Raw genomic sequence first — 22,617 nt, 5'->3', positions numbered from 1 at the left:
AACGATGTCTGGGAAGCTCGAAAAAGTCCTGATCGCCAACCGCGGGGAAATTGCTCTGCGGATCCTGCGTGCCTGCAAAGAGCTGGGTATCAAGACCGTCGCCGTGCACTCCACCGCCGACCGTGAACTGATGCACCTGGGCCTGGCAGACGAGTCGGTCTGCATCGGCCCTGCGTCGTCCAAGGATTCGTACCTGCACATCCCGGCGATCATCGCCGCTGCCGAAGTCACCGGCGCGACCGCGATTCACCCCGGTTACGGCTTCCTGGCGGAAAACGCCGATTTTGCCGAGCAGGTCGAGAAGTCCGGCTTTGCCTTCATCGGCCCCAAGGCCGACACCATTCGCCTGATGGGCGACAAGGTCTCGGCCAAGGACGCGATGATCAAGTCGGGCGTACCGACCGTGCCGGGCTCCGACGGCCCGCTGCCGGAAGACGAAGAAGTCGCGCTGGCCATCGCCCGCGACGTCGGCTACCCGGTGATCATCAAGGCCGCCGGTGGCGGTGGTGGTCGCGGCATGCGTGTGGTGCACAAGGAAGAGGATTTGATCGCCTCGGCCAAGCTCACCCGTACCGAAGCCGGTGCAGCCTTCGGCAACCCGATGGTGTACCTGGAGAAGTTCCTGACCAACCCACGTCACGTGGAAGTACAGGTCTTGTCCGACGGCCAGGGCAATGCAATCCACCTCGGTGACCGCGATTGCTCCCTGCAACGCCGCCACCAGAAGGTGCTGGAAGAGGCCCCGGCCCCAGGCATCGACGAGAAAGCACGCCAGGAAGTATTCAAGCGCTGCGTAGACGCGTGCATCGAGATCGGCTACCGCGGTGCGGGGACGTTCGAGTTCCTGTACGAAGATGGCCGCTTCTACTTCATCGAGATGAACACCCGTGTGCAGGTTGAGCACCCGGTGTCGGAGATGGTCACAGGCATCGACATCGTCAAGGAGATGCTGAGCATCGCCGCTGGCAACAAGCTGTCGTTCCGTCAGGAGGACGTGGTGGTCCACGGCCATTCGCTGGAATGCCGTATCAACGCCGAAGACCCGAAGAAGTTCATCCCGAGCCCTGGCAAGGTGAAGCACTTCCACGCACCGGGCGGCAACGGCGTGCGTGTCGATTCGCACTTGTACAGCGGTTATTCGGTTCCGCCGAACTATGACTCGCTGATCGGCAAGCTGATCACCTGGGGCAAGGACCGTGACGAAGCCATGGCCCGCATGCGCAATGCCCTGGACGAGATCGTCGTCGATGGCATCAAGACCAACATCCCGCTGCACCGTGACCTGGTGCGTGATGAAGGCTTCTGCAAAGGCGGCATCAACATTCACTACCTCGAGCACAAACTGGCCAACCAGGACTGATCGCGTAGTGTGAAGTACAAGAACCCCGGACTGGCTCCGGGGTTTTTTATTGCCTGTTTGGGCTTGATCAATGGCTGATGCGGCCCTTCAGGGTGCTTGTGGCCAAGTCCGACCTAGCAGAGCAATCTGCGCATCCCCGTGACCCTCTCTGACTGGCGTGAATTAATGATCTGGCTTGTATGTTCAATCTGAAGACCGCAGGAGTCCGAACGCAGGTTCTGTGTAGAAAGGCCCCCCTGAAGTCGCGATCAGCGGTGCCTGAACTGTCGCGCGGGCAGAAGCCACAACAAGCGCAGCTGCGACTCTACCCCTTCATACGAGGCATCTCGATGCGGTGCTCGTGCACCCGGCGATACAGCGTCGCACGCGAAATACCCAACGCCTGGGCAGCCTCGGCGGGCTTCCAGCGATGGCGTATCAACGCATCCAGCAACCGTTGCCGCGCCGGGCAGGACGCCTCGCTCGTTACCCGGCCAACCTCCTGCCCACGAACCTCCTCCGGCAGGTCAAGCAGGCGCAACTGCCCTCCCTCGTTCACGGCGCAGGCATAACGCAACACCTGCCGCAATTGGCGCAGGTTCCCCGGCCAGCGATACTCCAGCAATGCCTGCAAGGCATCATCGGCCAGCGCCACGCTCACCCCACACGCATCGGCCTCTTCGGCCAGCAACTGGTGAATGAGCCCCAGCCGGTCTTCGCGCTCGCGCAGCGCCGGCAACGCGAAGCGGGCGTTGGCCAGGCGAAAATACAAGTCCTCACGAAACTGCCCCTGCTCCACCCTCGCCGCCAGGTCGCGGTGCGTAGCGCAGATCACCTGAATGTCCACGCGCTGGCGCCGCGCAGCCCCCAAAGGTGCTACCTCACCCTCAGCCAGCACCCGCAACAGGCGGGTCTGCAGGCTCAGTGGCATGTCGCCAATCTCGTCCAGAAACAGCGTGCCGCCATCGGCCTGGTGTACAAGCCCTTGCATACCCTTGCTCGACGCCCCGGTGAAGGCTCCCGCGACATAACCAAACAGCTCGCTCTCGATCAGGTTCTCGGGGATGGCGGCGCAGTTGAGCGTGACGAACGGGCCGTTGCCGCGCTTGCTTTGCTGGTGCAGCTGGCGAGCGAAGACTTCCTTGCCTGTACCCGTCTCGCCCTGCACCAGCACGGCAAGGTTACAATCCTTGACCCGCGTGGCCAGGCGCAAATGTTGTTCGATGCGTCGGTCCAGGCCTTGCAGCAAAGGCTCGACCGGCGGCTTGCGCTGTGGGGCGCTGACCCGGCCATACAGCTCGCCCAACCCTGGCAGACGTTGCGCCGACGCGTTGCTGACACGTCGCAATTGCACCTGGTCGAACAGCTCACCAATGTGCGCAGGCAAGCGCCCCAGGCGTTGCATCAGGCGTTGCCGTGTCAGGCTGTTCATCGCCTGCAGGCGGCCGTCGGCGTCCCAGGCCAGCAGGTAGTCAGGCTGGCTTTCCACATAGCCTGGTGTGCCGTGGGCACGCATCACCCAGTGGCCCTGGGCGCTGTGCATGAAAAAGGCGTTTTCGATTTCGCGTGCGGTCTGCTCGACCAGTTGCCGGATCAGGTGCTGGCTGCGGCGGTCGTCGGGCGAGCGCAGGGCAGAGACGTCCAGCACCCCCAGCAACTCGCCAAAGGGGTCGAAAACAGGCGCCGCGCTACAGGTCAGGCCGATGAAGGCAGCGCGAAAGTGATCGCGCTTGTGCACGGTGACCGGTGCCTTGGCGGTCAGTACTGCCGCTACCCCGCAGGTACCCTCCTCCCCCTCCGACCAGCAGGTGCCCAGGTACAGACCGGCCTTGCGGCAGTCAGTGCGAATGGTCGATTCGACCCGGTAATCGATGGTGCGGCCCTGTGCATCGGTCAGTAGCACGCAGTAGTCGGCCTCACGCACCTGTTCGTGCAGGCGCGCCACGGCGTCCCCGGCAATGCGCAGGAACAGCTCCGAGCGCTCTCGGCATTCATTGAGCAGCGCCTGGGAAAGAATACGCGGCCCTTGCTCGGAGGCGGGATCGAGACGGTACAGCTCCATGGAGCGACGCCAGGAATCGAGGATCAACGGCGGTACTGGCGCCTGGGGCAGACGGTCGGCGTTCTTCAGTACCCTGCTGACGCAGTCGACGTGAGCGCGGGAGTTCGCGGCAAGCATTCAGGCCCTCCGGTTCTCGTTGCTGTTCTTGTGGTTGTGCAGCCATTAAGCGCCTGCGCGCAGGCCTGGACAAGCACGGTGTGATCAAAGGTGTGGTTGAGACGCAGCGTCTCAACGTCTCGCCGCACAACGCCCAGGCCGGCACCTGGCGTCTCAGCACGGTAGCCCGCCTGGCAGCGTTAAAGACCATGCAAGGCCTCTGCGACGGGCCTTTGCGAGGTTTCGTGCAAAGCTGGCACCGCGCTTGCTCTGGTCCTTGCAAACAAGAACACGAGGTGCGCCATGCCGCTACCTGCCCCACTGGTCGGCATCATTGCCAACCCTGCTTCAGGCCGAGACCTGCGTCGCCTGACCGCCACTGCCGGGTTGTACTCCAGCACCGACAAGGCCGCCGCCATCGCGCGCCTGCTCGCCGCATTCGGCGCCACGGGTGTCGGCCACGTGCTGATGCCCAGCGACATGACCGGCATCGCCGCTGCCGTGGTCAAGGCCTGCGCCGGGCCGATGGCGCGCGATCAGCACTGGCCTGCCCTCGAGATACTCGACCTGCCCCTGACCCAGACCGTCAGCGACACCCGGCTTGCCACGCGCAACATGGTCGCGCGGGGGGTGTCGCTGATCGCTGTGCTGGGGGGCGACGGTACCCACAAGGCCGTGGCGGCAGAAGCTGGCGACGTACCCCTGCTGACCTTGTCCACCGGCACCAACAACGCCTTCCCGGAGCTGCGCGAAGCGACCAGCGCGGGGCTTGCAGGCGGCCTGATCGTCGGCGGCAAGGTGCCAACCTCCATCGGCCTGCGCCGCAACAAACGCTTGCTGGTCAGGGTGCCCCAGCAGCAACTGAGCGAATGGGCGCTGGTGGAGGTAGCGGTGTCGCCTCAGCGTTTTATCGGCGCGCGGGCGCTGAGCCGCAGTGAAGACCTGAGCGAAATCTTCGCCTGCTTCGCCGAGCCCCACGCCATCGGCTTGTCGGCACTGTGCGGCCTGTGGAATCCGGTCTCGCGGCAAGCGCCCCACGGCGCCTGGGTGCGCTTGGACGAGAACGCCGGGCAGGCGCTGCTGGCCCCTGTGGCCCCTGGCGTGCTGCAAGGCTGCGGCATCACCGCCTCCGGCCACATGGCGCCCGACGAATCGTACCGCCCGGCCCTCGTCCAGGGCACCTTGGCCCTGGACGGCGAGCGGGAAATCGAATTCTGCGCCCATGACACCCCCACCATCACCCTCGATCACCTAGGCCCGTTGAGTGTGGACGTGCAGGCCGTGCTCACGCATGCCGCCCAGCATCGTCTGCTGGCTGTACCCCTGGGCCACCCGCTGCACCCCGCGACCCGTTGAGACAACCCCGGAGAACAACAAGATGTCCAATCAACCGAGTTCCGCACAACTGCTGCATGCCTATGAAGTGATGCGCACCATTCGTGCCTTCGAAGAACGCCTGCACGTCGAGTTCGCCACAGGCGAAATACCCGGCTTCGTTCACCTTTACGCCGGTGAAGAGGCCAGCGCTGCGGGGGTGATGGCCCACCTGCGCGACAGCGATTGCATTGCCTCCAACCATCGCGGCCATGGCCACTGCATCGCCAAGGGCGTGGATGTGTACGGCATGATGGCCGAGATCTACGGCAAGAAGACCGGAGTCTGCGGCGGCAAGGGCGGCTCGATGCACATTGCCGACCTGGGCAAGGGCATGCTCGGCGCCAACGGTATCGTCGGCGCTGGCGCACCTTTGGTGGCAGGCGCTGCGCTGGCAGCCAAGCTCAAGGGTCGCGACGATGTGTCCGTGGTCTTCTTCGGCGATGGCGCCTCCAATGAAGGCGCAGTGTTCGAAGCCATGAACATGGCTGCGATCATGAACCTGCCGTGCATCTTCGTCGCCGAGAACAACGGTTATGCCGAAGCCACCGCGTCCAACTGGTCAGTGGCCTGCGATCACATAGCCGACCGCGCCGCCGGCTTCGGCATGCCAGGGGTCACCATCGACGGCTTCGATTTCTTCGCGGTTCACGAGGCCGCCGGTGCCGCCATCGAGCGCGCACGTGCCGGCCAGGGGCCGTCGCTGATCGAGGTCAAGCTCAGCCGCTACTACGGCCACTTCGAGGGCGATGCGCAAACCTACCGCGCCCCCGATGAAGTGAAGAACCTGCGCGAAACCCGCGACTGCCTGCTGCAGTTCCGCGACAAGACCGTGCGCGCGGGTCTGCTCGAAGCAGGCCAACTGGACAGCATCGATGCCCGCGTCGAGGACCTGATCGAGGATGCCGTGCAACGCGCCAAGTCCGACCCCAAGCCACAACCTGCCGACCTGCTCACCGACGTCTACGTCGCCTATCCCTGAGCCGCTCAAAACAAGAACAACAGGAGAACCACCATGGCAAGAAAGATCAGTTACCAGCAGGCCATCAACGAAGCCCTGGCCCAGGAAATGCGCCGTGACGATACCGTGTTCATCATTGGTGAGGATGTGGCCGGCGGTGCAGGCGCGCCTGGCGAAGACGATGCCTGGGGTGGCGTGCTGGGCGTGACCAAGGGCCTGTATCACCAGTTTCCAGGCCGCGTACTGGATGCGCCGCTCTCGGAGATCGGCTACGTAGGCGCCGCCGTCGGTGCGGCCACCCAGGGCCTGCGCCCAGTCTGCGAACTGATGTTCGTCGACTTCGCCGGCTGCTGCCTGGACCAGATCCTCAATCAGGCGGCCAAGTTTCGCTACATGTTCGGCGGCAAGGCCGTGACCCCGGTGGTCATGCGCACCATGTACGGCGCCGGGCTGCGTGCCGCGGCCCAGCATTCGCAGATGCTCACCTCGCTGTGGACGCACATCCCGGGCCTGAAGGTGGTGTGCCCGTCCTCGCCTTACGACGCCAAGGGCCTGCTGATCCAGGCCATCCGCGACAACGACCCGGTGATCTTCTGCGAGCACAAGCTGCTGTACGGCATGCAGGGCGAAGTACCGGAGGAGGTGTACACGGTGCCGTTCGGCGAAGCCAATTACCTGCGCGATGGCAGCGATGTCACCCTGGTGACGTATGGCCGCATGGTGCATGTGGCCATGGAAGCCGCCAACAACCTGGCCCGTCAGGGCATCGACTGCGAAGTCCTGGACCTGCGCACCACCAGCCCGCTGGACGAAGACAGCATCCTTGAAAGTGTCGAAAAGACCGGGCGCCTGGTGGTGATCGACGAAGCCAACCCCCGGTGCTCGATGGCCACGGACATCAGCGCCCTGGTTGCGCAGAAGGCATTCGGTGCGCTGAAAGGGCCCATCGAAATGGTGACGGCACCGCATACGCCCGTTCCGTTTTCCGACGCTCTGGAAGACCTGTATATCCCCGACGCTGCCAAAATCGAAACAGCCGTGCGCACCGTTATCGACGCTGCAAGGAGCGCCGCATGAGCCAGATCCATACCCTGACCATGCCCAAATGGGGCTTGTCGATGACCGAGGGCCGGGTGGACACCTGGCTCAAGCAGGAAGGCGACGTCATCACCAAGGGCGACGAAGTGCTGGACGTGGAGACGGACAAGATCAGCAGCAGCGTCGAGGCGCCGTTCAGTGGCGTGCTGCGCCGCCTGGTGGCCAGGCCGGACGAGACCCTGCCGGTGGGCGCGCTGTTGGCCGTGGTGGTAGAAGGCGAAGCCGACGACGCCGACATCGACGCTGTGGTACAGCGCTTTCAGGCCGAGTTCGTGGCCGACGGTAGCACCGACCAGGCCCAAGGCCCGGCGCCGCAGAAAGCCGAGGTGAAGGGGCGCTTGTTGCGCTGGTTCGAATTGGGCGAAGGCGGGACGCCCTTGGTGCTGGTACATGGCTTTGGCGGCGACCTCAACAACTGGCTGTTCAACCACCCTGCCCTGGCCGCCGAGCGACGGGTAATCGCCCTCGACCTGCCGGGCCATGGCGAGTCGGCCAAAGCCTTGCAGCGCGGTGACCTGGAGGAACTGAGCGAAACGGTGCTGGCCCTGCTCGATCACCTGGACATTCCACGTGCTCACCTGGTCGGTCACTCCATGGGCGGCGCGGTTTGCCTGGGCCTTGCGCGCCTGGCACCGCACCGGGTGGCCAGCCTTGGCCTGATCGCCAGCGCGGGTCTGGGCGAGGCCATCAATGGGCAGTACCTGCAAGGGTTCGTCGCGGCCAGTAGCCGCAACGCCCTCAAGCCGCAGATGGTGCAACTGTTCGCCGATCCGGCCTTGGTCACGCGGCAACTGCTCGAAGACATGCTCAAGTTCAAGCGCCTGGAGGGCGTAGACCAGGCGCTGCAGGTGCTGGCCTCGGCCCTGGCCGACGGCGACCGGCAACGCCACGACCTGCGCAGCGTCCTGGGCCAGCACCCGGCCCTGGTGATCTGGGGCGAGAAGGACGCGATCATTCCGGCCAGTCATGCCCAGGGTCTGGAGGCCCAGGTGGTCGTCGTGCCGGAAGCTGGCCACATGGTGCAGATGGAGGCCGCCGACACGGTCAACCAGCACCTGCTCGCTTTCCTGCGCAGCCATTGACCCTTCCTGGCTTCTGGAGATTCCTATGAACGACTTGAGCAATCCACACATGCGCGCGGCGGTCTGGCACGGGCGCAACGACATCCGGGTCGAGCAGGTGCCCCTGCCGGTCGACCCTGCACCTGGGTGGGTACAGATCCAGGTGGACTGGTGCGGCATCTGCGGCTCGGACCTGCACGAATACGTGGCCGGGCCGGTCTTCATACCGGTCGACGCTCCACACCCGCTGACCGGTATTCAAGGCCAATGCATCCTCGGCCATGAGTTCTGCGGCCGGATCGCCAAGCTCGGCGCAGGCGTCGAGGGCTATGCCGTGGGCGATCCGGTGGCGGCAGACGCCTGCCAGCACTGTGGCACCTGTTATTACTGTACCCACGGGATGTACAACATCTGTGAGCGCCTGGCGTTCACAGGCTTGATGAACAATGGCGCCTTCGCCGAGCGGGTCAACGTGCCGGCCAATCTGCTCTACCGGCTGCCGTCCGGTTTCCCGGCCGAGGCAGGGGCCCTGATCGAACCGCTGGCGGTCGGCATGCACGCGGTCAAAAAAGCAGGCAGCCTGCTGGGCCAGACCGTGGTGGTGGTGGGCGCCGGTACGATCGGGCTGTGCACCATCATGTGCGCCAAGGCGGCAGGCGCGGCGCGGGTGATCGCCCTGGAGATGTCTTCGGCGCGCAAGGCCAAGGCATTGGAAGTGGGCGCCAGCGTGGTCCTGGACCCCAACCAGTGCGATGCGTTGGCCGAGATTCGTGCGCTCACCGCCGGGCTGGGGGCTGACGTGAGCTTCGAGTGCATCGGCAACAAGCACACGGCCAAGCTGGCCATCGACACCCTTCGCAAGGCCGGCAAGTGCGTGATGGTGGGAATTTTCGAGGAGCCGAGCGAATTCAACTTCTTCGAACTGGTGTCCACCGAGAAGCAGGTGATCGGTGCGCTGGCCTATAACGGCGAGTTCGCCGACGTGATCGCCTTCATCGCCGACGGTCGGTTGGATATACGCCCGCTGGTGACCGGCCGCATCGGGCTGGAGCAGATCGTCGAACTGGGGTTCGAGGAACTGGTGAACAACAAGGAGGAAAACGTGAAGATCATCGTGTCGCCGGGATTGGGTCGCTAGGCGCACGGTATCGAAGTTCCCCTGGGGCGGCCTGATCAGGCCGCCCCTACCCGAGGCCCCATCGCTTGCAAACGTGGCGCAAAGCCCCCTCGCCCCACCCGCCACTCGCTGTTTCAGGCGCTCGATCTGAGTCATAATCGGCACACTCACTGCCCGGTCCTCGCCATGCGTCCACTGCTTCCCCTGACCCTGCTCCTGTTGCTCGCTGCCTGTGGTGATGGCGAATCCCTGAGCCCACCCGATGCCCGTCTGCCAGACGGCGGTCGCTACCGAGGCCAGGTCGTCGACGGCTTGCTGCAGGGCCAGGGCCGTATCGACTACCCCAATGGCAGCTGGTATGCCGGCGGTTTCAAGGATGGCCAATGGCACGGCCAGGGGGAATGGCACGGGCAGAACGGCGAAGTCTACCGCGGCCAGTTCGTTGCCGGCCTGTTCGAAGGGCTTGGCGACCTGACCACACCAGGTAGCCACTATGCGGGCACCTTCCGCCATGGACGGCGCGATGGCGAAGGCACCCTCAAGCAGACTGGGCAAACCTACCGCGGGCAGTTCAAGGACGACCTCTACGAAGGGGCAGGCGAACTGGAGCTGGCCGACGGCAGTCGCTACCGGGGCCTGTTCGCCAAGGGCAAGCCCAACGGCGCCGGCGTGCGCAGCGATGCTAGCGGTAATCAGTTCAGCGGCAGGTTCGTGGACGGCCAACTGCAAGGCACTGGCACCTACGACAGTGTCGAAGGCGAGCAGTACATCGGCGAGTTCAAGGACAACCGCCTCGAAGGCCGCGGGCGCTACGAAAACGCCGAAGGCGATGTGTGGATCGGCCAGTTCAAGGACGGTTCGCTCAACGGCGAAGGCGAAATGCTGGGCAGCGACGGCAGCCATTACAAGGGGACTTTCCTCGACTGGCGCATGTCGGGCCAGGGCAGCCTGCAACTGGCTGATGGCAGTCAGTACGTGGGCCATATGCTCGATGATGCCTACCACGGGCAAGGGCGCCTGACACTGGCTGACGGCAAGGTACAAAGCGGTACCTGGGCCAATGGCGTTCGGGTTCGCGATGAGCGTGGCACCTTGCTGCCGGACCCGCTCGATATGGCACTGCTCAATCAAGGGCGCTTGCTCAAGGAAGCCTTGGCCACCGTGCCCCGGTCCCAGCCGGCAATCGAGCTGTACAGCCTGGTGGTGGGGGGCGACGGGCAGCAGAGCGTTTTTCTGCGCGAAGCCGATTACGTGAGCAACCTGCTGAAGGTACGCTTCGGTGCCAAAGGCCAGGTCACGCTGGTCAACCATCGTGACTTCATGGCGACGCGCCCCATGGCCACGCGGCAGAGCATCACCCGAGCCGCCAGCACCCTGGCCGAGCGCAGCGGCCCGGAAGACCTGCTGTTCATCTACCTCACCAGCCACGGTAGCCAGGACCACCAACTGGTCCTCGATCAACCACGCCTGCAGTTGGCCGACATTTCCGCCGACGAGTTGGCCGATGCATTGGCCCCCTTGAAAAATCGAGACAAGGTCATCGTCATTTCCGCGTGTTATTCCGGTGGCTACATCAATGCCCTGAAAGATTCGCGCACGCTGCTCATGACAGCCGCCCGAGCCGACCGGGTGTCCTTCGGTTGCTCGGAAGAAGCCGACTTCACCTACTTTGGCGACGCCCTTTTCGCCCAGGCCCTGAATCAGACGGACGACCTGAAACAGGCGTTTGAACTGGCGCGTACCCATGTTGCCGAACGTGAACGAAACGAAGGCTTCGAAGCGTCCGAGCCGCAGCTGTGGGCACCGCCAAACGTGCTGGAGCACTGGCAGCGCCTACGCCGGAACCAGGCCGAAGAAGCCTTGCGCAATACGACACAGGCAGCGGTGGGGGCACAGGCAAAAACGCCGCGCAGCCACTAAGCTTGTGTGTAACAAGGGAGAGACATCATGTACTTGACGCCTCAGCATGTCCTGCTTGCCGGAGCGACCGGCCTGACTGGCGAGCACCTGCTCGACCGCCTGCTCAATGAGCCCACCATCACCCGCGTGCTGGCGCCTACACGCCGCCCTTTGGCAGAACATCCCCATCTGGATAACCCCGTAGGCGATCCGGCTGTATTTTTGCCCCAGCTGGAGGGCCGCGTAGACATCGCGTATTGCTGCCTGGGCACGACATTGAAGCAGGCAGGCTCGGAGTCCGCATTCAAAGCCGTGGACCTGGACATGGTAGTGGCCTTCAGCAAGCGAGCCCGTGAGATGGGGGCCAGGCACTTGCTGGTGATCAGTGCCGTGGGCGCCGACCCGACATCCTCGATCTTCTACAACCGCGTCAAAGGCGAGATGGAAGAAGCCCTCAAAGCCCAGGACTGGCCTCAACTGACCATCGTCCGCCCGTCGCTGTTGTTGGGAGAACGCACCGAGCCAAGGCTCACCGAAACCCTCGCCGCTCCCTTTTCCAAGCTGATGCCTGGCAAGTACCGGGGTATTGAGGCCTGCACATTGGCCCGAGCGCTGTGGCGCCTGGCGCTGGAGGAAGAGGACGGCATCCGGATCGTGGAGTCGGACGAGTTGCGCAAGCTGGGGAAAAACTGAGCCGCTGCCGGGTTGCTAGCGGCTGCATGCAGCACTCAAAAGCCGCCGCTGCCGTGATAGTAGATGCCGGCGGCAGCTGGCAGGGTCAACGGCAGTAACAAGGTATCGAGAATAAAACTGACCGGCAGATCGAGGGAGGCGAACCGGGGCGCGTCGACACCGAAGCGCGCCTGGGGGCAACAGCCACCGCTGATCGCATACCAATCCAGACGGGTGCCTGCATACACCACCGGCGCCCCTGGCTTGGTGCCATCCAGGGTGCGTACCGTGGCGCAGCCACCGAGCATCAACACAGCCAGCGTACCGGCCAGCCCTCTTTTCAATCATCCACCCCATAATGATGCTCACCCCAACGCGGCAGCATGTCCTGTGGAATGTTCAGCAGGTTGAGGATGCGCGCCACCACGAAGTCGACCAGATCGTCGATGGTCTGTGGCTGATGATAAAAACCAGGCGAGGCCGGTAGCATCACCGCACCCATCTGCGACAGCTTGAGCATGTTTTCAAGGTGAATGGTGGAAAACGGCGCCTCACGAGGCACCAGGATCAACTGCCGACGCTCCTTGAGGGTGACATCGGCAGCCCGTTCGATCAGGTTGTTGCACGCACCCGTGGCAATCGCCGACAGCGTGCCGGTAGAACACGGCACCACCACCATGGCCGCCGGTGCGCCGGACCCCGACGCCACGGGCGACATCCAGTCTTCCTTGCCGTACACCCGAATCTGCCCGTCGGCAGCGCCAGTGTATTCGGTCAGGAACGCCTGCATCGCCTGCGGCTTGGCAGGCAGCAGTACGTCGGTTTCGGTCGCCATGACCAGCTGTGCGGCTTTGGAAATCAGAAAGTGCACCTCCCGATCTTCGCGCACCAGGCAATCGAGCAAGCGCAGCCCATACTGCGCACCCGATGCCCCGGTCATGGCCAGGGTAATGCGTTCCGGCCCGCTCACTTGAGCGCCTCGGCCAGCTTGCCGTGCAGGCCGCCAAAACCACCGTTGCTCATGATCACCACCTGGGTACCTGGCCGCGCCTGGCGCTTGACCTGCTCGATGATCGCCTCGAGACTGTCGGCCACTACGCTAGGCACCTTGCATTGCGCGGCCGTGGCTGCCAGGTCCCACCCCAGGTTGGCCGGGGCGTACCAGATCACCTGGTCAGCATCGTTGACGCTCTCAGGCAGGCCATCGCGATGTGCGCCCAGTTTCATCGAATTGGAGCGCGGCTCGATGACGGCAATCACCGGTGCATCACCCACGCGCTTGCGCAGGCCGTCCAAGGTGGTGGCAATGGCCGTGGGGTGATGGGCAAAATCATCGAAGATGGTCACGCCTTGCACTTCGGCGACCTTTTCCATGCGCCGCTTGACGCTTTTGAACGCACTGAGACCTTCGATACCCATCGCCGGTGCCACGCCAACGTGACGGGCGGCCGCCAGGGTCGCCAAGGCATTGGCCACGTTGTGCTGACCGGTCAGGGCCCAATCCACCACACCCTGCACGTGCCCGTCGAACAGCACCTCGAAGCGCGACCCATCCGGGCTGAGCAGGCGTGCCTGCCACTGCCCGCCGTCGCCTGTTGTCTGCACGGGCGTCCAGCAGCCCATGTCGATGACCCGCGCCAGCGCGTGTTCGGACGTGGGATGGATCACCAGGCCTTCGCTGGGGATGGTGCGTACCAGGTGATGAAATTGTCGCTCGATGGCAGCAAGGTCAGGGAAAATGTCCGCGTGGTCGAATTCCAGGTTGTTCAGGATCGCCGTGCGCGGGTGGTAATGCACGAACTTCGAGCGCTTGTCGAAGAAGGCACTGTCGTACTCATCCGCTTCGACCACGAAGAACGGCGTATCACCCAACCGCGCCGATACGGAGAAATTTTGCGGCACCCCACCGATCAGGAAGCCAGGGCTCATGCCGGCATGCTCAAGCACCCAGGCCAGCATGCTGCTGGTGGTGGTCTTGCCATGGGTGCCGGCGACTGCCAACACCCAGCGGCCCTGCAGCACATGGTCGGCCAGCCATTGCGGGCCCGACACATAGGGCAGGCCCTTGTTGAGCACATGCTCCACCGCCGGGTTGCCACGGGACATGGCGTTGCCAATGACCACCAGATCGGGAGCCGGCTCCAGCTGGGCAGGGTCATACCCCTGGGTCAGCTCGATGCCCTGGGCCTGGAGTTGGGTGCTCATCGGCGGATAGACGTTGGCGTCCGATCCGGTGACGCGGTGGCCAAGTTCCTTGGCCAGCACCGCCAGCGAACCCATGAAAGTGCCGCAAATACCGAGAATGTGAATATGCATGGTCGACCTCGCAAAACATCGAGGCAGGGTAGCCCAGGGCGCGACAAATCGCACCCGCTGTTTCGTCAGTCGGGCCGGGTGATGCCATGCTTGCGCAGTTTGCGATACAGCGTGTTACGGCTGATGCCCAGGTGCTCGGCGACCCGGGTGAGCTGCCAATGCCGGGCTTCGAGAACGGCCAGCAGTGCCTGGCGTTCGGCCGTCTCCAATGCGGTGTTGCTCTCAGGTACCGGTGAACCCTCATCCGGCAAGACCGCCGTGGCCACTGGCGCTGCGTCTTGGCGACGCGCCGTGCGCACCACGGCAGGCAGGTCTGCCAGCGTGACGCGGCCCTCGTCACACAGGGCAGCCAGGGTGCGCAGCACGTTGCGCATCTGCCGCACGTTACCAGGCCAGGGGTAGTCCAGCAGTACCTCACGCGCCTGGGGCTCGAGCTCAATCAACTGGCCTTGGGTTTCCTGGCGCAGCAGCAAGTCCAGCAACTGCGCTTTGTCGCTGCGCTCGCGCACGGCAGGCAAAGCCACTTCAAGCCCGTTGAGGCGGTAATAAAGATCTTCACGGAACATACCCTGGGCAACCCGTTGCAGCAGGTCCCGGTGGGTGGCACTGATGATGCGAACATCCACGGCCTGCGGCTCGCCGCCGATTGGCACCACCTGCCGCTCTTCGAGCACGCGCAGCAGCCGTGTTTGCAGATCCAGCGGCATGTCGCCGATCTCGTCCAGCAACAAGGTGCCGCCGTCGGCCTGCAGCAACTTGCCGCGCATGCCTTCCTTGCGTGCCCCGGTAAAGCTGCCGGCCCGATAGCCGAACAACTCGCTTTCGATCAGGCTCTCGGGGATGGACGCGCAGTTGATGGCCACGAATGGCTTGTCTCGACGCTCGCTGGCCTGATGCACGGCCTGGGCGAAGGCTTCCTTGCCGCAACCCGTCTCACCGCTGAGCAACAGCGGCACATTGCGCTCGAATACCCGCACACTGCGGCGAAAATCCTGTTGCAGTGCAGGGTCCAGCAGGCAGACCTGCGGTGGCTGCCGGACGACGCGGCGCGAATGCCCGGCGGGCACGGTCCAGACCGGCGTACGTGCCTGGCCACGCAGGCTGGCGAACACCTGCCGCCCGTCCAGGGTCAGCAGCGGCCAGGCTGCGCTGCCATCGGGCATGGCACGGCTGAACAGCTCGTCGTGGGTGCAGGCGAAAAACTGCTCCAGGGTCTGCCCTTGCACATCGGCGCGCACGCGGCCCAGCAGGTTCAGCGCACTCTGGTTGGCCGCGCAGATACGGCCATCGCCGTCGACCGCCAGCAGCCCCTCGCTGAACAGCCCGACCGATTCGGCCTGCAGGTGAAAACGCAGCAGCCAGTGATGCTCGAACTGGCGCATGAAATAACAGCTTTCGATCATCTTGGCCGACAAGGTCACCATGGCCATGGTGTGGAATTCGCTTTGGCGCGAAACGTCGGGCCGCGCTGAAGACACGTCCAGCACGGCCAGCAAATGCCCCTGAGGGTCGAACACCGGGCTGGCCGAGCAGGTCAGCCCCGTATGCCGCCCACGAAAGTGTTCGTGCTGGTGGATGGTCAGCGCCTGACGTTCGACCAGGCACGTGCCGATGCCGTTGGTGCCCTCTCGCGCCTCGCTCCAGTCAGCGCCCAGCCACAGCCCGGCCTGTTCGAAGCTGCGCCGTTCGGTGGGGGCGGTGACGCAGTTGAGGATCACCCCGCGGGCATCGGTGAGCAACACCGCATGGCCAGCACCGGAAAGCTGCTGGTGCAGGCTGTTCATTTCCTGATCGGCGATTTGCAGCACCTGGCGCATGCGTTCGCGGCTTTCCAGCAGGCGGCCATGCTCCAGGACCACCGGTGCTTCGGCCAGCGCCGGATCCAGGTGGTAGTCCTCCAGGCAGCGCAGCCAGGAGCGGGCAATGGACGGGTCGCTGCCGCCTTCGACACGCCCGCCATGGGCGACCGTGTGCACTTGCCGGGCATGCTGGGTGAATGGGTTGCTCTGCATTATTGTGATTCTCCGCAGATAGAGGCTCAAGCCAGCATCCTCTACAGCAGGCCGGTTTGCAATGCACCCGCCACGAGGCGTGCCACCGGCGGTACACACTGTCACCCAAGCCTGTATCGAGCACGGTACATCGCGGGTCGCCAGAAAGCGTCGGTACCCGTCAACTGCTTGATTTCATTGAAGTGCAAAACGATGGCCCAACCTTTGCTCTACGCTTTGCACTCCACACAAACACAATAGCCAGGAGACACACCATGCGTTATGCACATCCCGGTACCGAAGGCGCAAAAGTTTCCTTCAAGAGCCGCTACGGCAACTACATCGGTGGTGAGTTCGTTCCTCCGGTAAAGGGTGAGTACTTCACCAACACATCGCCCGTGGACGGGCAACCGATTGCCGAATTCCCCCGTTCCACCGCCGAAGACATCGACAAAGCCCTGGACGCTGCCCACGCGGCTGCCGATGCCTGGGGTCGCACGTCCGTCCAGGACCGCTCCAACGTGTTGCTGCGCATTGCCGACCGTATCGAGCAGAACCTCGAAGTCCTGGCCATCACCGAAACCTGGGACAACGGCAAGCCCGTGCGAGAAACCCTCAATGCCGACATCCCGCTGGCGGTCGATCACTTCCGCTACTTCGCCGGATGCATCCGCGCCCAGGAAGGCGGCGCTGCGGAAATCAACGAAAACACCGTTGCCTACCATATCCATGAGCCGCTAGGCGTGGTGGGCCAGATCATCCCGTGGAACTTCCCGATCCTGATGGCCGCCTGGAAACTCGCGCCAGCGCTGGCAGCAGGCAACTGCGTGGTGCTCAAGCCCGCCGAACAGACGCCCCTTGGCATTACCGTGCTGGTGGAGCTGATCGGCGACCTGCTGCCCAAGGGCGTGCTGAACGTGGTGCAGGGCTACGGCCGTGAAGCGGGCGAGGCGCTGGCCACCAGCAAGCGCATCGCCAAGATTGCCTTCACAGGCTCCACGCCCGTGGGCTCGCACATCATGAAGTGCGCGGCCGAGAACATCATCCCGTCGACGGTGGAACTGGGCGGCAAATCGCCGAACGTGTATTTCGAAGACATCATGCAGGCCGAACCGAGCTTCATCGACAAGGCTGCCGAAGGCATGGTCCTGGCCTTCTTCAACCAGGGCGAAGTGTGCACCTGCCCATCCCGTGCGCTGGTACAGGAGTCGATCTATCCGCAGTTCATGGAAGTGGTGATGAAGAAGGTGCTGCAGATCAAGCGCGGCGACCCGCTGGACACCGACACCATGGTCGGTGCGCAGGCCTCGCAACAGCAATTCGAAAAGATCCTGTCCTACCTCGAGATCGCCCAGCAGGAAGGCGCCGAGCTGCTGACCGGGGGCAAGGTCGAGAAACTCGAAGGCGCGCTGGCCACCGGTTACTACATCCAGCCGACCCTGCTCAAGGGCAACAACAAGATGCGGGTGTTCCAGGAGGAAATCTTCGGGCCTGTGGTGAGCGTCACCACCTTCAAGGACGAGGCCGAAGCCCTGGCCATTGCCAACGATACCGAGTTCGGCCTGGGCGCCGGGGTCTGGACCCGCGACATCAACCGTGCCTACCGCATGGGCCGCGGCATCAAGGCCGGGCGTGTCTGGACCAACTGCTATCACCTTTACCCGGCGCACGCGGCCTTCGGTGGTTACAAAAAGTCCGGTGTAGGCCGTGAAACCCACAAGATGATGCTCGATCACTACCAGCAGACCAAGAACCTACTGGTGAGCTACGACATCAACCCGCTGGGCTTCTTCTAAGCCCTGCGCCGGTCTTTTCGCCGGTCACGATGCAAAGGCCGGCGTTGACTGGCCCTTTGTCCAGGGCGGTTGTCATGCACCAACCGCTCTGGCTCGCTTCCTGCAGTACAGATCACCAGCGGCCCGAACTCCTTGCGGCCATCAAGAAAAAGAACAGGTGAAACCATGCCAAGCGAACACCCAGCCGGTAGCCCGGCAGGCTCTTCCGTAGATTTCGAGAAAGTCGGTTCAGACTATTTCCAACAACGTGAACTCAAGAAAGGCGCCGCCGGCTGGGTGCTTCTGGTCGGCCTGGGCGTTGCCTACGTCATCTCCGGCGACTACGCCGGCTGGAACTTCGGCCTGGCCCAAGGCGGTTGGGGCGGCATGTTCCTCGCCACCCTGCTGATGGCCACCATGTACCTGTGCATGTGCTTCTCCCTGGCCGAACTGTCGTCGATGATCCCTACTGCCGGCGGTGGCTACGGGTTCGCCCGCAGCGCCTTCGGGCCCTGGGGCGGGTTCCTGACCGGCACCGCCATCCTGATCGAGTACGCCATCGCGCCGGCGGCCATCGCCACCTTCATTGGCGCCTATTGCCAATCGTTGTTCGGCATCGGCGGTTGGATGATCTACCTGGCGTTCTACGTGGTGTTCATCGGCATCCACATCTTTGGCGTGGGCGAGGCGCTCAAGCTGATGTTCATCATCACCGCCATCGCCGCCGTTGCACTGGCCGTGTTCCTGATGGCCATGGTGCCCCATTTTGATGCAGCCAACCTGTTCGACATCGCCGTCACCGATGCCGCAGGGGCCAGCAGCTTCCTGCCGTTCGGCTATGTAGGCGTGTGGGCAGCCATCCCCTATGCGATCTGGTTCTTCCTGGCGGTTGAGGGCGTGCCATTGGCCGCCGAAGAAACCAAGAACCCCAAGCGCGACCTGCCACGCGGCCTGATTGGCGCGATGCTGGTGCTGGTGGCGTTCGCCCTGCTGATCCTGATCGTCGGCCCCGGCGGTGCAGGCTCCGAAGCACTCAAGGCCTCCGGTAACCCCCTGGTCGAGGCGCTGGCCAAGGCTTACGGCGGTTCCACCTGGATGGGCAGCTTCGTCAACCTGGTGGGCCTGGCAGGCCTGATCGCCAGCTTCTTCTCGATCATCTATGCCTACTCGCGCCAGATCTTCGCGCTGTCGCGGGCCGGCTACCTGCCGCGCAAGCTGTCCGAGACCAACAAGAGCAAGGCGCCGGTCATGGCGTTGGTGATTCCGGGCATCATCGGTTTTGCCCTGTCGCTGACAGGTCAAGGCGACTTGCTCATCCTGGTTGCCGTGTTCGGGGCTACCTTGTCTTATGTACTGATGATGGCGGCGCACATCACCCTGCGCATCCGTCGCCCGAAAATGGAGCGCCCTTACCGTACCCCAGGCGGCATCTTCACCTCGGGCCTGGCCCTGGTGCTGGCCTGTATCGCTGTGGTCGCCGGCTTCCTGGTCGACCCACGCGTGGTGATCGGTGCTGCCGTGATCTATGCGGTGCTGATTGCGTACTTTGCTTTCTACAGCCGTCACCACCTGGTAGCGGGCACGCCAGAAGAGGAATTCGCCGCGATCCAGAAGGCCGAAGAGGCCTTGCACTGATCGACGACACTCGCCGCGGGCCACCCCGCGGCCTTGGAGAATCTGCATGGCAAATTTCGTACACACCGTGGGCAACCTGGTCTATCGCTTCGACAGCCTCAGGGAGGTGATGGCCAAGGCCAGCCCCGCACGCTCCGGCGACTACCTCGCCGAGGTCGCGGCTTCAAGCGATGGCGAGCGCGTGGCTGCGCAAATGGCATTGGCCAATATTCCGCTGTCGCATTTTCTGAGCGAAGCACTGATCCCCTACGAAAGCGACGAAGTCACCCGCTTGATCATCGATACCCACGATGCACAGGCTTTCGCACCGGTCAGTCACCTGACCGTAGGCGGCTTGCGTGACTGGCTGTTGAGCGAGCAGGCCGATGAAGACAGCCTGCGCGCATTGGCGCCGGGGCTGACGCCGGAAATGGCCGCCGCCGTGTCGAAGATCATGCGCATCCAGGACCTGGTGCTGGTGGCCCAGAAGATCCGTGTCGTTACCCAGTTTCGCGGCACCATGGGCCTGCGCGGGCGCCTGTCGACCCGACTGCAGCCCAACCACCCCACCGACGAACCGGCCGGTATCGCGGCGAGCATTCTCGACGGCCTGCTGTATGGCAACGGCGATGCCATGATCGGCATCAACCCAGCCACGGACAGCACCGCTTCCATCTGTGCGCTGCTGGAAATGCTCGATGCCATCATCCAGCGCTACGACATTCCGACCCAGTCCTGCGTGCTCACCCATGTCACCACTTCGATTGAGGCGATCAACCGGGGCGTGCCCCTGGACTTGGTCTTCCAGTCCATCGCCGGCACCGAGGCGGCCAATGCGGGGTTCGGCATCAACCTGAACGTGTTGCAGGAGGGGTACGAAGCAGGGCTATCGCTCAAGCGCGGCACCCTGGGGCAGAACCTGATGTATTTCGAAACCGGCCAAGGCAGTGCGCTGTCGGCCAACGCTCATCATGGTGTCGACCAACAGACGTGCGAGACCCGCGCCTATGCCGTCGCACGCTACTTCAAGCCGTTCCTGGTCAATACCGTGGTCGGTTTCATTGGTCCGGAGTACCTGTACAACGGCAAGCAGATCATCCGTGCGGGCCTTGAAGACCACTTCTGCGGCAAGCTGCTGGGCGTGCCAATGGGCTGCGATATCTGCTACACCAACCATGCCGAAGCCGACCAGGACGACATGGACACGCTGCTGACGCTGCTGGGGGTCGCCGGGATCAACTTCATCATGGGTATCCCCGGCTCGGACGACATCATGCTCAACTACCAGACCACCTCGTTCCATGATGCCCTGTATGCCCGCCAAACCCTGGGCCTCAAGCCTGGGCCTGAGTTCGAAGCATGGCTGGCGCGCACCGGCATCTTCACCCAGGCCGACGGCCGGATACGCTTTGGTGACAACCTGCCGCCAGCCTTCCGGCAGGCCCTGGCACAGCTTGCATAGGAATCGCCGATCATGGACAACCGTACCCCCACCCCCGAAAACCCCTGGCTGGCCCTGCGCAACCTGACCCCCGCCCGTATCGCCCTGGGGCGCGTGGGCACCAGCCTTCCGACCAGTGCGCAACTGGACTTCCAGTTCGCCCATGCCCAGGCTCGGGACGCCGTGCACCTGCCCTTCGACGTGACTGAACTGACGGAACAGCTCGATCAACGGGGGCGCGATAGCCTGGTGTTACACAGCGCCGCAAGCGACCGTCATCAATACCTGCAGCGGCCCGATCTGGGCCGGCGTCTGAACGAGCATTCGGTCGCCACCTTGCGCCAGCATGCCCAGGCCAACCCAGGCGGGGTCGACCTGGCAATCGTGGTGGCCGACGGACTCTCCGCCTTGGCGGTACACCGGCATACGCTCCCGTTTCTGACCCGCCTTGAGGAGCAGGTCAACGCCGAAGGCTGGACTTGCGCGCCCATAACGTTGGTCCAGCAAGGACGCGTGGCGGTGGCAGATGAGGTGGGCGAGCTGCTCGGCGCTCGCATGACCGTGATGCTGATCGGTGAGCGGCCAGGGCTCAGTTCGCCGGACAGCCTGGGGCTTTATTTCACCTACGCCCCGAGGGTCGGGCTGACCGACGCCTACCGCAACTGCATTTCCAATGTGCGCCTGGAGGGGTTGAGCTATGGCATGGCCGCGCATCGGCTGCTGTACCTGATGCGGGAAGCCTGTCGGCGCCTGCTGTCAGGCGTGAACCTGAAGGATGAGGCTGAAGTTCACAGCCTGGAAAGTGACGAACTGGCCAGCCAGAAAGATAACTTTCTTCTGGGCAAGGGCTGAGCACCTGCGTAGGAGGGTGGTGCTGCACCGGCTGCCCTGCTGCGCGCTACAGGCGGGCCACTGAACACGCTCGCCGTATCCTCCGTGCGGCGAGCGTGGACGATGAACGATGTCCACGACCTCAGTGTCTGTCTGCCGTACTACAACGCAGCTCACGCCTTCCTACTGCCGTAACCCCTCGCTACAAACTCTGCGGGCGTGATCCTGACTTCGCCGTATAATGGCCCACTTGTCATGTGTGAAATTTCACTCCTCCAGGTCACCGAGCCTTCGACCCAGACCACAGGTGCTGTACATGGATTTCAACCCGCTGGACCTCATCCTCCATCTTGATGCGTACCTTGATCTGTTGGTCACCAATTACGGGCCCTGGATCTATGCCATTTTGTTTGCTGTGATTTTTTGTGAAACCGGGCTGGTGGTGATGCCTTTCCTGCCAGGTGATTCCCTGCTGTTCATCGCCGGTGCAGTCGCTGCGGGCGGCGGCATGGACCCTGTCCTGCTGGCCGGGTTGCTGATGATTGCCGCCATCCTGGGCGACAGCACCAACTACGTGATCGGGCGAACGGCCGGCGAGCGCCTGTTCAATAACCCGAACTCCAAGATCTTCCGCCGCGACTACCTGCAGCGCACCCACGACTTCTATGAGCGTCACGGCGGCAAGACGGTCACCATGGCGCGTTTTCTGCCCATCCTGCGCACATTCGCGCCGTTCGTGGCCGGTATTGCCCGCATGCACTACCCGCGCTTTCTCGGTTTCAGTATTGCCGGCACGTTGCTCTGGGTAGGCGGCCTGGTCACGTTGGGGTACTTCTTCGGCAACGTGCCGTTCATCAAGCAGCACCTGTCGCTGATGGTGGTGGGTATCATCCTGCTGTCGCTGGTCCCGATGATTCTCGGCCTGCTGCGCACCCGCCTGGGTCGCACGGCCAAGGCGCACTGAGGCGCC

General features: G+C 63.7%; 18 protein-coding genes. 13 read left to right on the top strand and 5 right to left on the bottom strand.

Features of this window, described 5'->3' with window-relative positions; translation table 11 throughout:
- Positions 1-4 precede the first annotated feature (4 nt).
- A complete protein-coding gene (accC, locus tag ACF8R3_RS10110) occupies positions 5-1,360 on the top strand; it encodes an acetyl-CoA carboxylase biotin carboxylase subunit (protein WP_058639420.1) in 1,356 nt (451 codons plus the stop codon).
- Between the two features lie 304 nt (positions 1,361-1,664).
- Here the strand turns inward: accC and ACF8R3_RS10105 are convergent, their stop codons facing one another.
- Positions 1,665-3,518: a sigma-54-dependent Fis family transcriptional regulator gene (locus ACF8R3_RS10105; RefSeq protein ID WP_392515557.1), complete on the bottom strand. Its 1,854-nt coding sequence runs from the start codon at positions 3,516-3,518 to the stop codon at positions 1,665-1,667.
- A gap of 282 nt (positions 3,519-3,800) precedes the next feature.
- Here ACF8R3_RS10105 and ACF8R3_RS10100 point away from each other — a divergent pair, with 282 nt between their 5' ends.
- The 7 genes from ACF8R3_RS10100 (at position 3,801) to ACF8R3_RS10070 (ending at position 11,700) form a co-directional block, all read left to right on the top strand.
- Positions 3,801-4,853, top strand: coding sequence for an NAD(+)/NADH kinase (locus ACF8R3_RS10100; protein ID WP_392515556.1), 1,053 nt, complete (start codon positions 3,801-3,803; stop codon positions 4,851-4,853).
- 22 nt (positions 4,854-4,875) lie between these two features.
- Positions 4,876-5,853, top strand: coding sequence for a thiamine pyrophosphate-dependent dehydrogenase E1 component subunit alpha (locus tag ACF8R3_RS10095; protein WP_145256290.1), 978 nt, complete (start codon positions 4,876-4,878; stop codon positions 5,851-5,853).
- A 33-nt stretch (positions 5,854-5,886) separates the two neighbouring features.
- Positions 5,887-6,909: an alpha-ketoacid dehydrogenase subunit beta gene (locus ACF8R3_RS10090; RefSeq protein ID WP_392515555.1), complete on the top strand. Its 1,023-nt coding sequence runs from the start codon at positions 5,887-5,889 to the stop codon at positions 6,907-6,909.
- Positions 6,906-8,012 (top strand): acetoin dehydrogenase dihydrolipoyllysine-residue acetyltransferase subunit, encoded by a 1,107-nt coding sequence (locus tag ACF8R3_RS10085; protein ID WP_078479175.1) that lies wholly within the window; start codon positions 6,906-6,908, stop codon positions 8,010-8,012. The genes ACF8R3_RS10090 and ACF8R3_RS10085 overlap by 4 nt, the downstream gene beginning before the upstream one ends.
- Before the next feature lie 49 nt (positions 8,013-8,061).
- Positions 8,062-9,129, top strand: a complete 1,068-nt coding sequence (locus ACF8R3_RS10080) for a 2,3-butanediol dehydrogenase (protein WP_241493174.1) — start codon at positions 8,062-8,064, stop codon at positions 9,127-9,129.
- Between the two features lie 165 nt (positions 9,130-9,294).
- Positions 9,295-11,028, top strand: coding sequence for a C13 family peptidase (locus tag ACF8R3_RS10075; RefSeq protein WP_058639679.1), 1,734 nt, complete (start codon positions 9,295-9,297; stop codon positions 11,026-11,028).
- 27 nt (positions 11,029-11,055) lie between these two features.
- Positions 11,056-11,700, top strand: a complete 645-nt coding sequence (locus tag ACF8R3_RS10070; RefSeq protein ID WP_058605301.1) for an oxidoreductase — start codon at positions 11,056-11,058, stop codon at positions 11,698-11,700.
- A gap of 35 nt (positions 11,701-11,735) precedes the next feature.
- On the opposite strand, the gene ACF8R3_RS10065 is transcribed toward ACF8R3_RS10070, so the two are convergent.
- The 4 genes from ACF8R3_RS10065 to ACF8R3_RS10050 form a co-directional block, all read right to left on the bottom strand.
- Positions 11,736-12,023: a YceK/YidQ family lipoprotein gene (locus ACF8R3_RS10065; RefSeq protein ID WP_058639680.1), complete on the bottom strand. Its 288-nt coding sequence runs from the start codon at positions 12,021-12,023 to the stop codon at positions 11,736-11,738.
- The gene (gene ubiX, locus ACF8R3_RS10060) at positions 12,020-12,649 is read right to left on the bottom strand and encodes a flavin prenyltransferase UbiX (protein WP_058605303.1); all 630 of its coding nucleotides are present in this window, start codon (positions 12,647-12,649) and stop codon (positions 12,020-12,022) included. The genes ACF8R3_RS10065 and ubiX overlap by 4 nt, the downstream gene beginning before the upstream one ends.
- Positions 12,646-13,995 carry a UDP-N-acetylmuramate:L-alanyl-gamma-D-glutamyl-meso-diaminopimelate ligase gene (mpl, locus tag ACF8R3_RS10055; RefSeq protein ID WP_058639681.1) on the bottom strand — a complete coding sequence of 450 codons (1,350 nt, stop codon included), beginning with the start codon at positions 13,993-13,995 and terminating at the stop codon, positions 12,646-12,648. The genes ubiX and mpl overlap by 4 nt, the downstream gene beginning before the upstream one ends.
- Before the next feature lie 65 nt (positions 13,996-14,060).
- Positions 14,061-16,007, bottom strand: coding sequence for a sigma-54-dependent Fis family transcriptional regulator (locus ACF8R3_RS10050; RefSeq protein WP_392515554.1), 1,947 nt, complete (start codon positions 16,005-16,007; stop codon positions 14,061-14,063).
- 254 nt (positions 16,008-16,261) lie between these two features.
- On the opposite strand from ACF8R3_RS10050, the gene ACF8R3_RS10045 reads away from it, so the two are divergent.
- The 5 genes from ACF8R3_RS10045 to ACF8R3_RS10025 all read left to right on the top strand — a co-directional run bounded on the left by ACF8R3_RS10045 (position 16,262) and on the right by ACF8R3_RS10025 (position 22,611).
- Positions 16,262-17,782, top strand: coding sequence for an aldehyde dehydrogenase family protein (locus tag ACF8R3_RS10045; protein ID WP_028687655.1), 1,521 nt, complete (start codon positions 16,262-16,264; stop codon positions 17,780-17,782).
- Between the two features lie 165 nt (positions 17,783-17,947).
- Positions 17,948-19,396: an ethanolamine permease gene (gene eat / locus ACF8R3_RS10040; protein WP_392515553.1), complete on the top strand. Its 1,449-nt coding sequence runs from the start codon at positions 17,948-17,950 to the stop codon at positions 19,394-19,396.
- 46 nt (positions 19,397-19,442) lie between these two features.
- Positions 19,443-20,837, top strand: coding sequence for an ethanolamine ammonia-lyase subunit EutB (locus ACF8R3_RS10035; protein ID WP_392515552.1), 1,395 nt, complete (start codon positions 19,443-19,445; stop codon positions 20,835-20,837).
- Positions 20,838-20,849: 12 nt separating this feature from the next.
- Positions 20,850-21,668, top strand: coding sequence for an ethanolamine ammonia-lyase subunit EutC (gene eutC / locus ACF8R3_RS10030; protein WP_392515551.1), 819 nt, complete (start codon positions 20,850-20,852; stop codon positions 21,666-21,668).
- A gap of 295 nt (positions 21,669-21,963) precedes the next feature.
- Positions 21,964-22,611, top strand: a complete 648-nt coding sequence (locus ACF8R3_RS10025) for a DedA family protein (protein WP_058638659.1) — start codon at positions 21,964-21,966, stop codon at positions 22,609-22,611.
- The last annotated feature ends 6 nt before the right edge of the window (positions 22,612-22,617 follow it).

It is taken from the genome of Pseudomonas sp. FYR_7, assembly GCF_043106155.1.
Taxonomy (GTDB): Bacteria; Pseudomonadota; Gammaproteobacteria; order Pseudomonadales; family Pseudomonadaceae; genus Aquipseudomonas; species Aquipseudomonas parafulva_B.
Note: the sequence above shows the minus strand (reverse complement) of the source record. Positions and strands in the feature narration are given on the sequence as shown.

Coding starts and splice junctions, on each gene's coding strand:
- accC (WP_058639420.1), top strand. CDS start 5: ATGTCTGGGAAGCTCGAAAAAGTCCTGATCGCCAACCGCGGGGAAATT.
- ACF8R3_RS10105 (WP_392515557.1), bottom strand. CDS start 3,518: ATGCTTGCCGCGAACTCCCGCGCTCACGTCGACTGCGTCAGCAGGGTA.
- ACF8R3_RS10100 (WP_392515556.1), top strand. CDS start 3,801: ATGCCGCTACCTGCCCCACTGGTCGGCATCATTGCCAACCCTGCTTCA.
- ACF8R3_RS10095 (WP_145256290.1), top strand. CDS start 4,876: ATGTCCAATCAACCGAGTTCCGCACAACTGCTGCATGCCTATGAAGTG.
- ACF8R3_RS10090 (WP_392515555.1), top strand. CDS start 5,887: ATGGCAAGAAAGATCAGTTACCAGCAGGCCATCAACGAAGCCCTGGCC.
- ACF8R3_RS10085 (WP_078479175.1), top strand. CDS start 6,906: ATGAGCCAGATCCATACCCTGACCATGCCCAAATGGGGCTTGTCGATG.
- ACF8R3_RS10080 (WP_241493174.1), top strand. CDS start 8,062: ATGCGCGCGGCGGTCTGGCACGGGCGCAACGACATCCGGGTCGAGCAG.
- ACF8R3_RS10075 (WP_058639679.1), top strand. CDS start 9,295: ATGCGTCCACTGCTTCCCCTGACCCTGCTCCTGTTGCTCGCTGCCTGT.
- ACF8R3_RS10070 (WP_058605301.1), top strand. CDS start 11,056: ATGTACTTGACGCCTCAGCATGTCCTGCTTGCCGGAGCGACCGGCCTG.
- mpl (WP_058639681.1), bottom strand. CDS start 13,995: ATGCATATTCACATTCTCGGTATTTGCGGCACTTTCATGGGTTCGCTG.
- ACF8R3_RS10050 (WP_392515554.1), bottom strand. CDS start 16,007: ATGCAGAGCAACCCATTCACCCAGCATGCCCGGCAAGTGCACACGGTC.
- ACF8R3_RS10045 (WP_028687655.1), top strand. CDS start 16,262: ATGCGTTATGCACATCCCGGTACCGAAGGCGCAAAAGTTTCCTTCAAG.
- eat (WP_392515553.1), top strand. CDS start 17,948: ATGCCAAGCGAACACCCAGCCGGTAGCCCGGCAGGCTCTTCCGTAGAT.
- ACF8R3_RS10035 (WP_392515552.1), top strand. CDS start 19,443: ATGGCAAATTTCGTACACACCGTGGGCAACCTGGTCTATCGCTTCGAC.
- eutC (WP_392515551.1), top strand. CDS start 20,850: ATGGACAACCGTACCCCCACCCCCGAAAACCCCTGGCTGGCCCTGCGC.
- ACF8R3_RS10025 (WP_058638659.1), top strand. CDS start 21,964: ATGGATTTCAACCCGCTGGACCTCATCCTCCATCTTGATGCGTACCTT.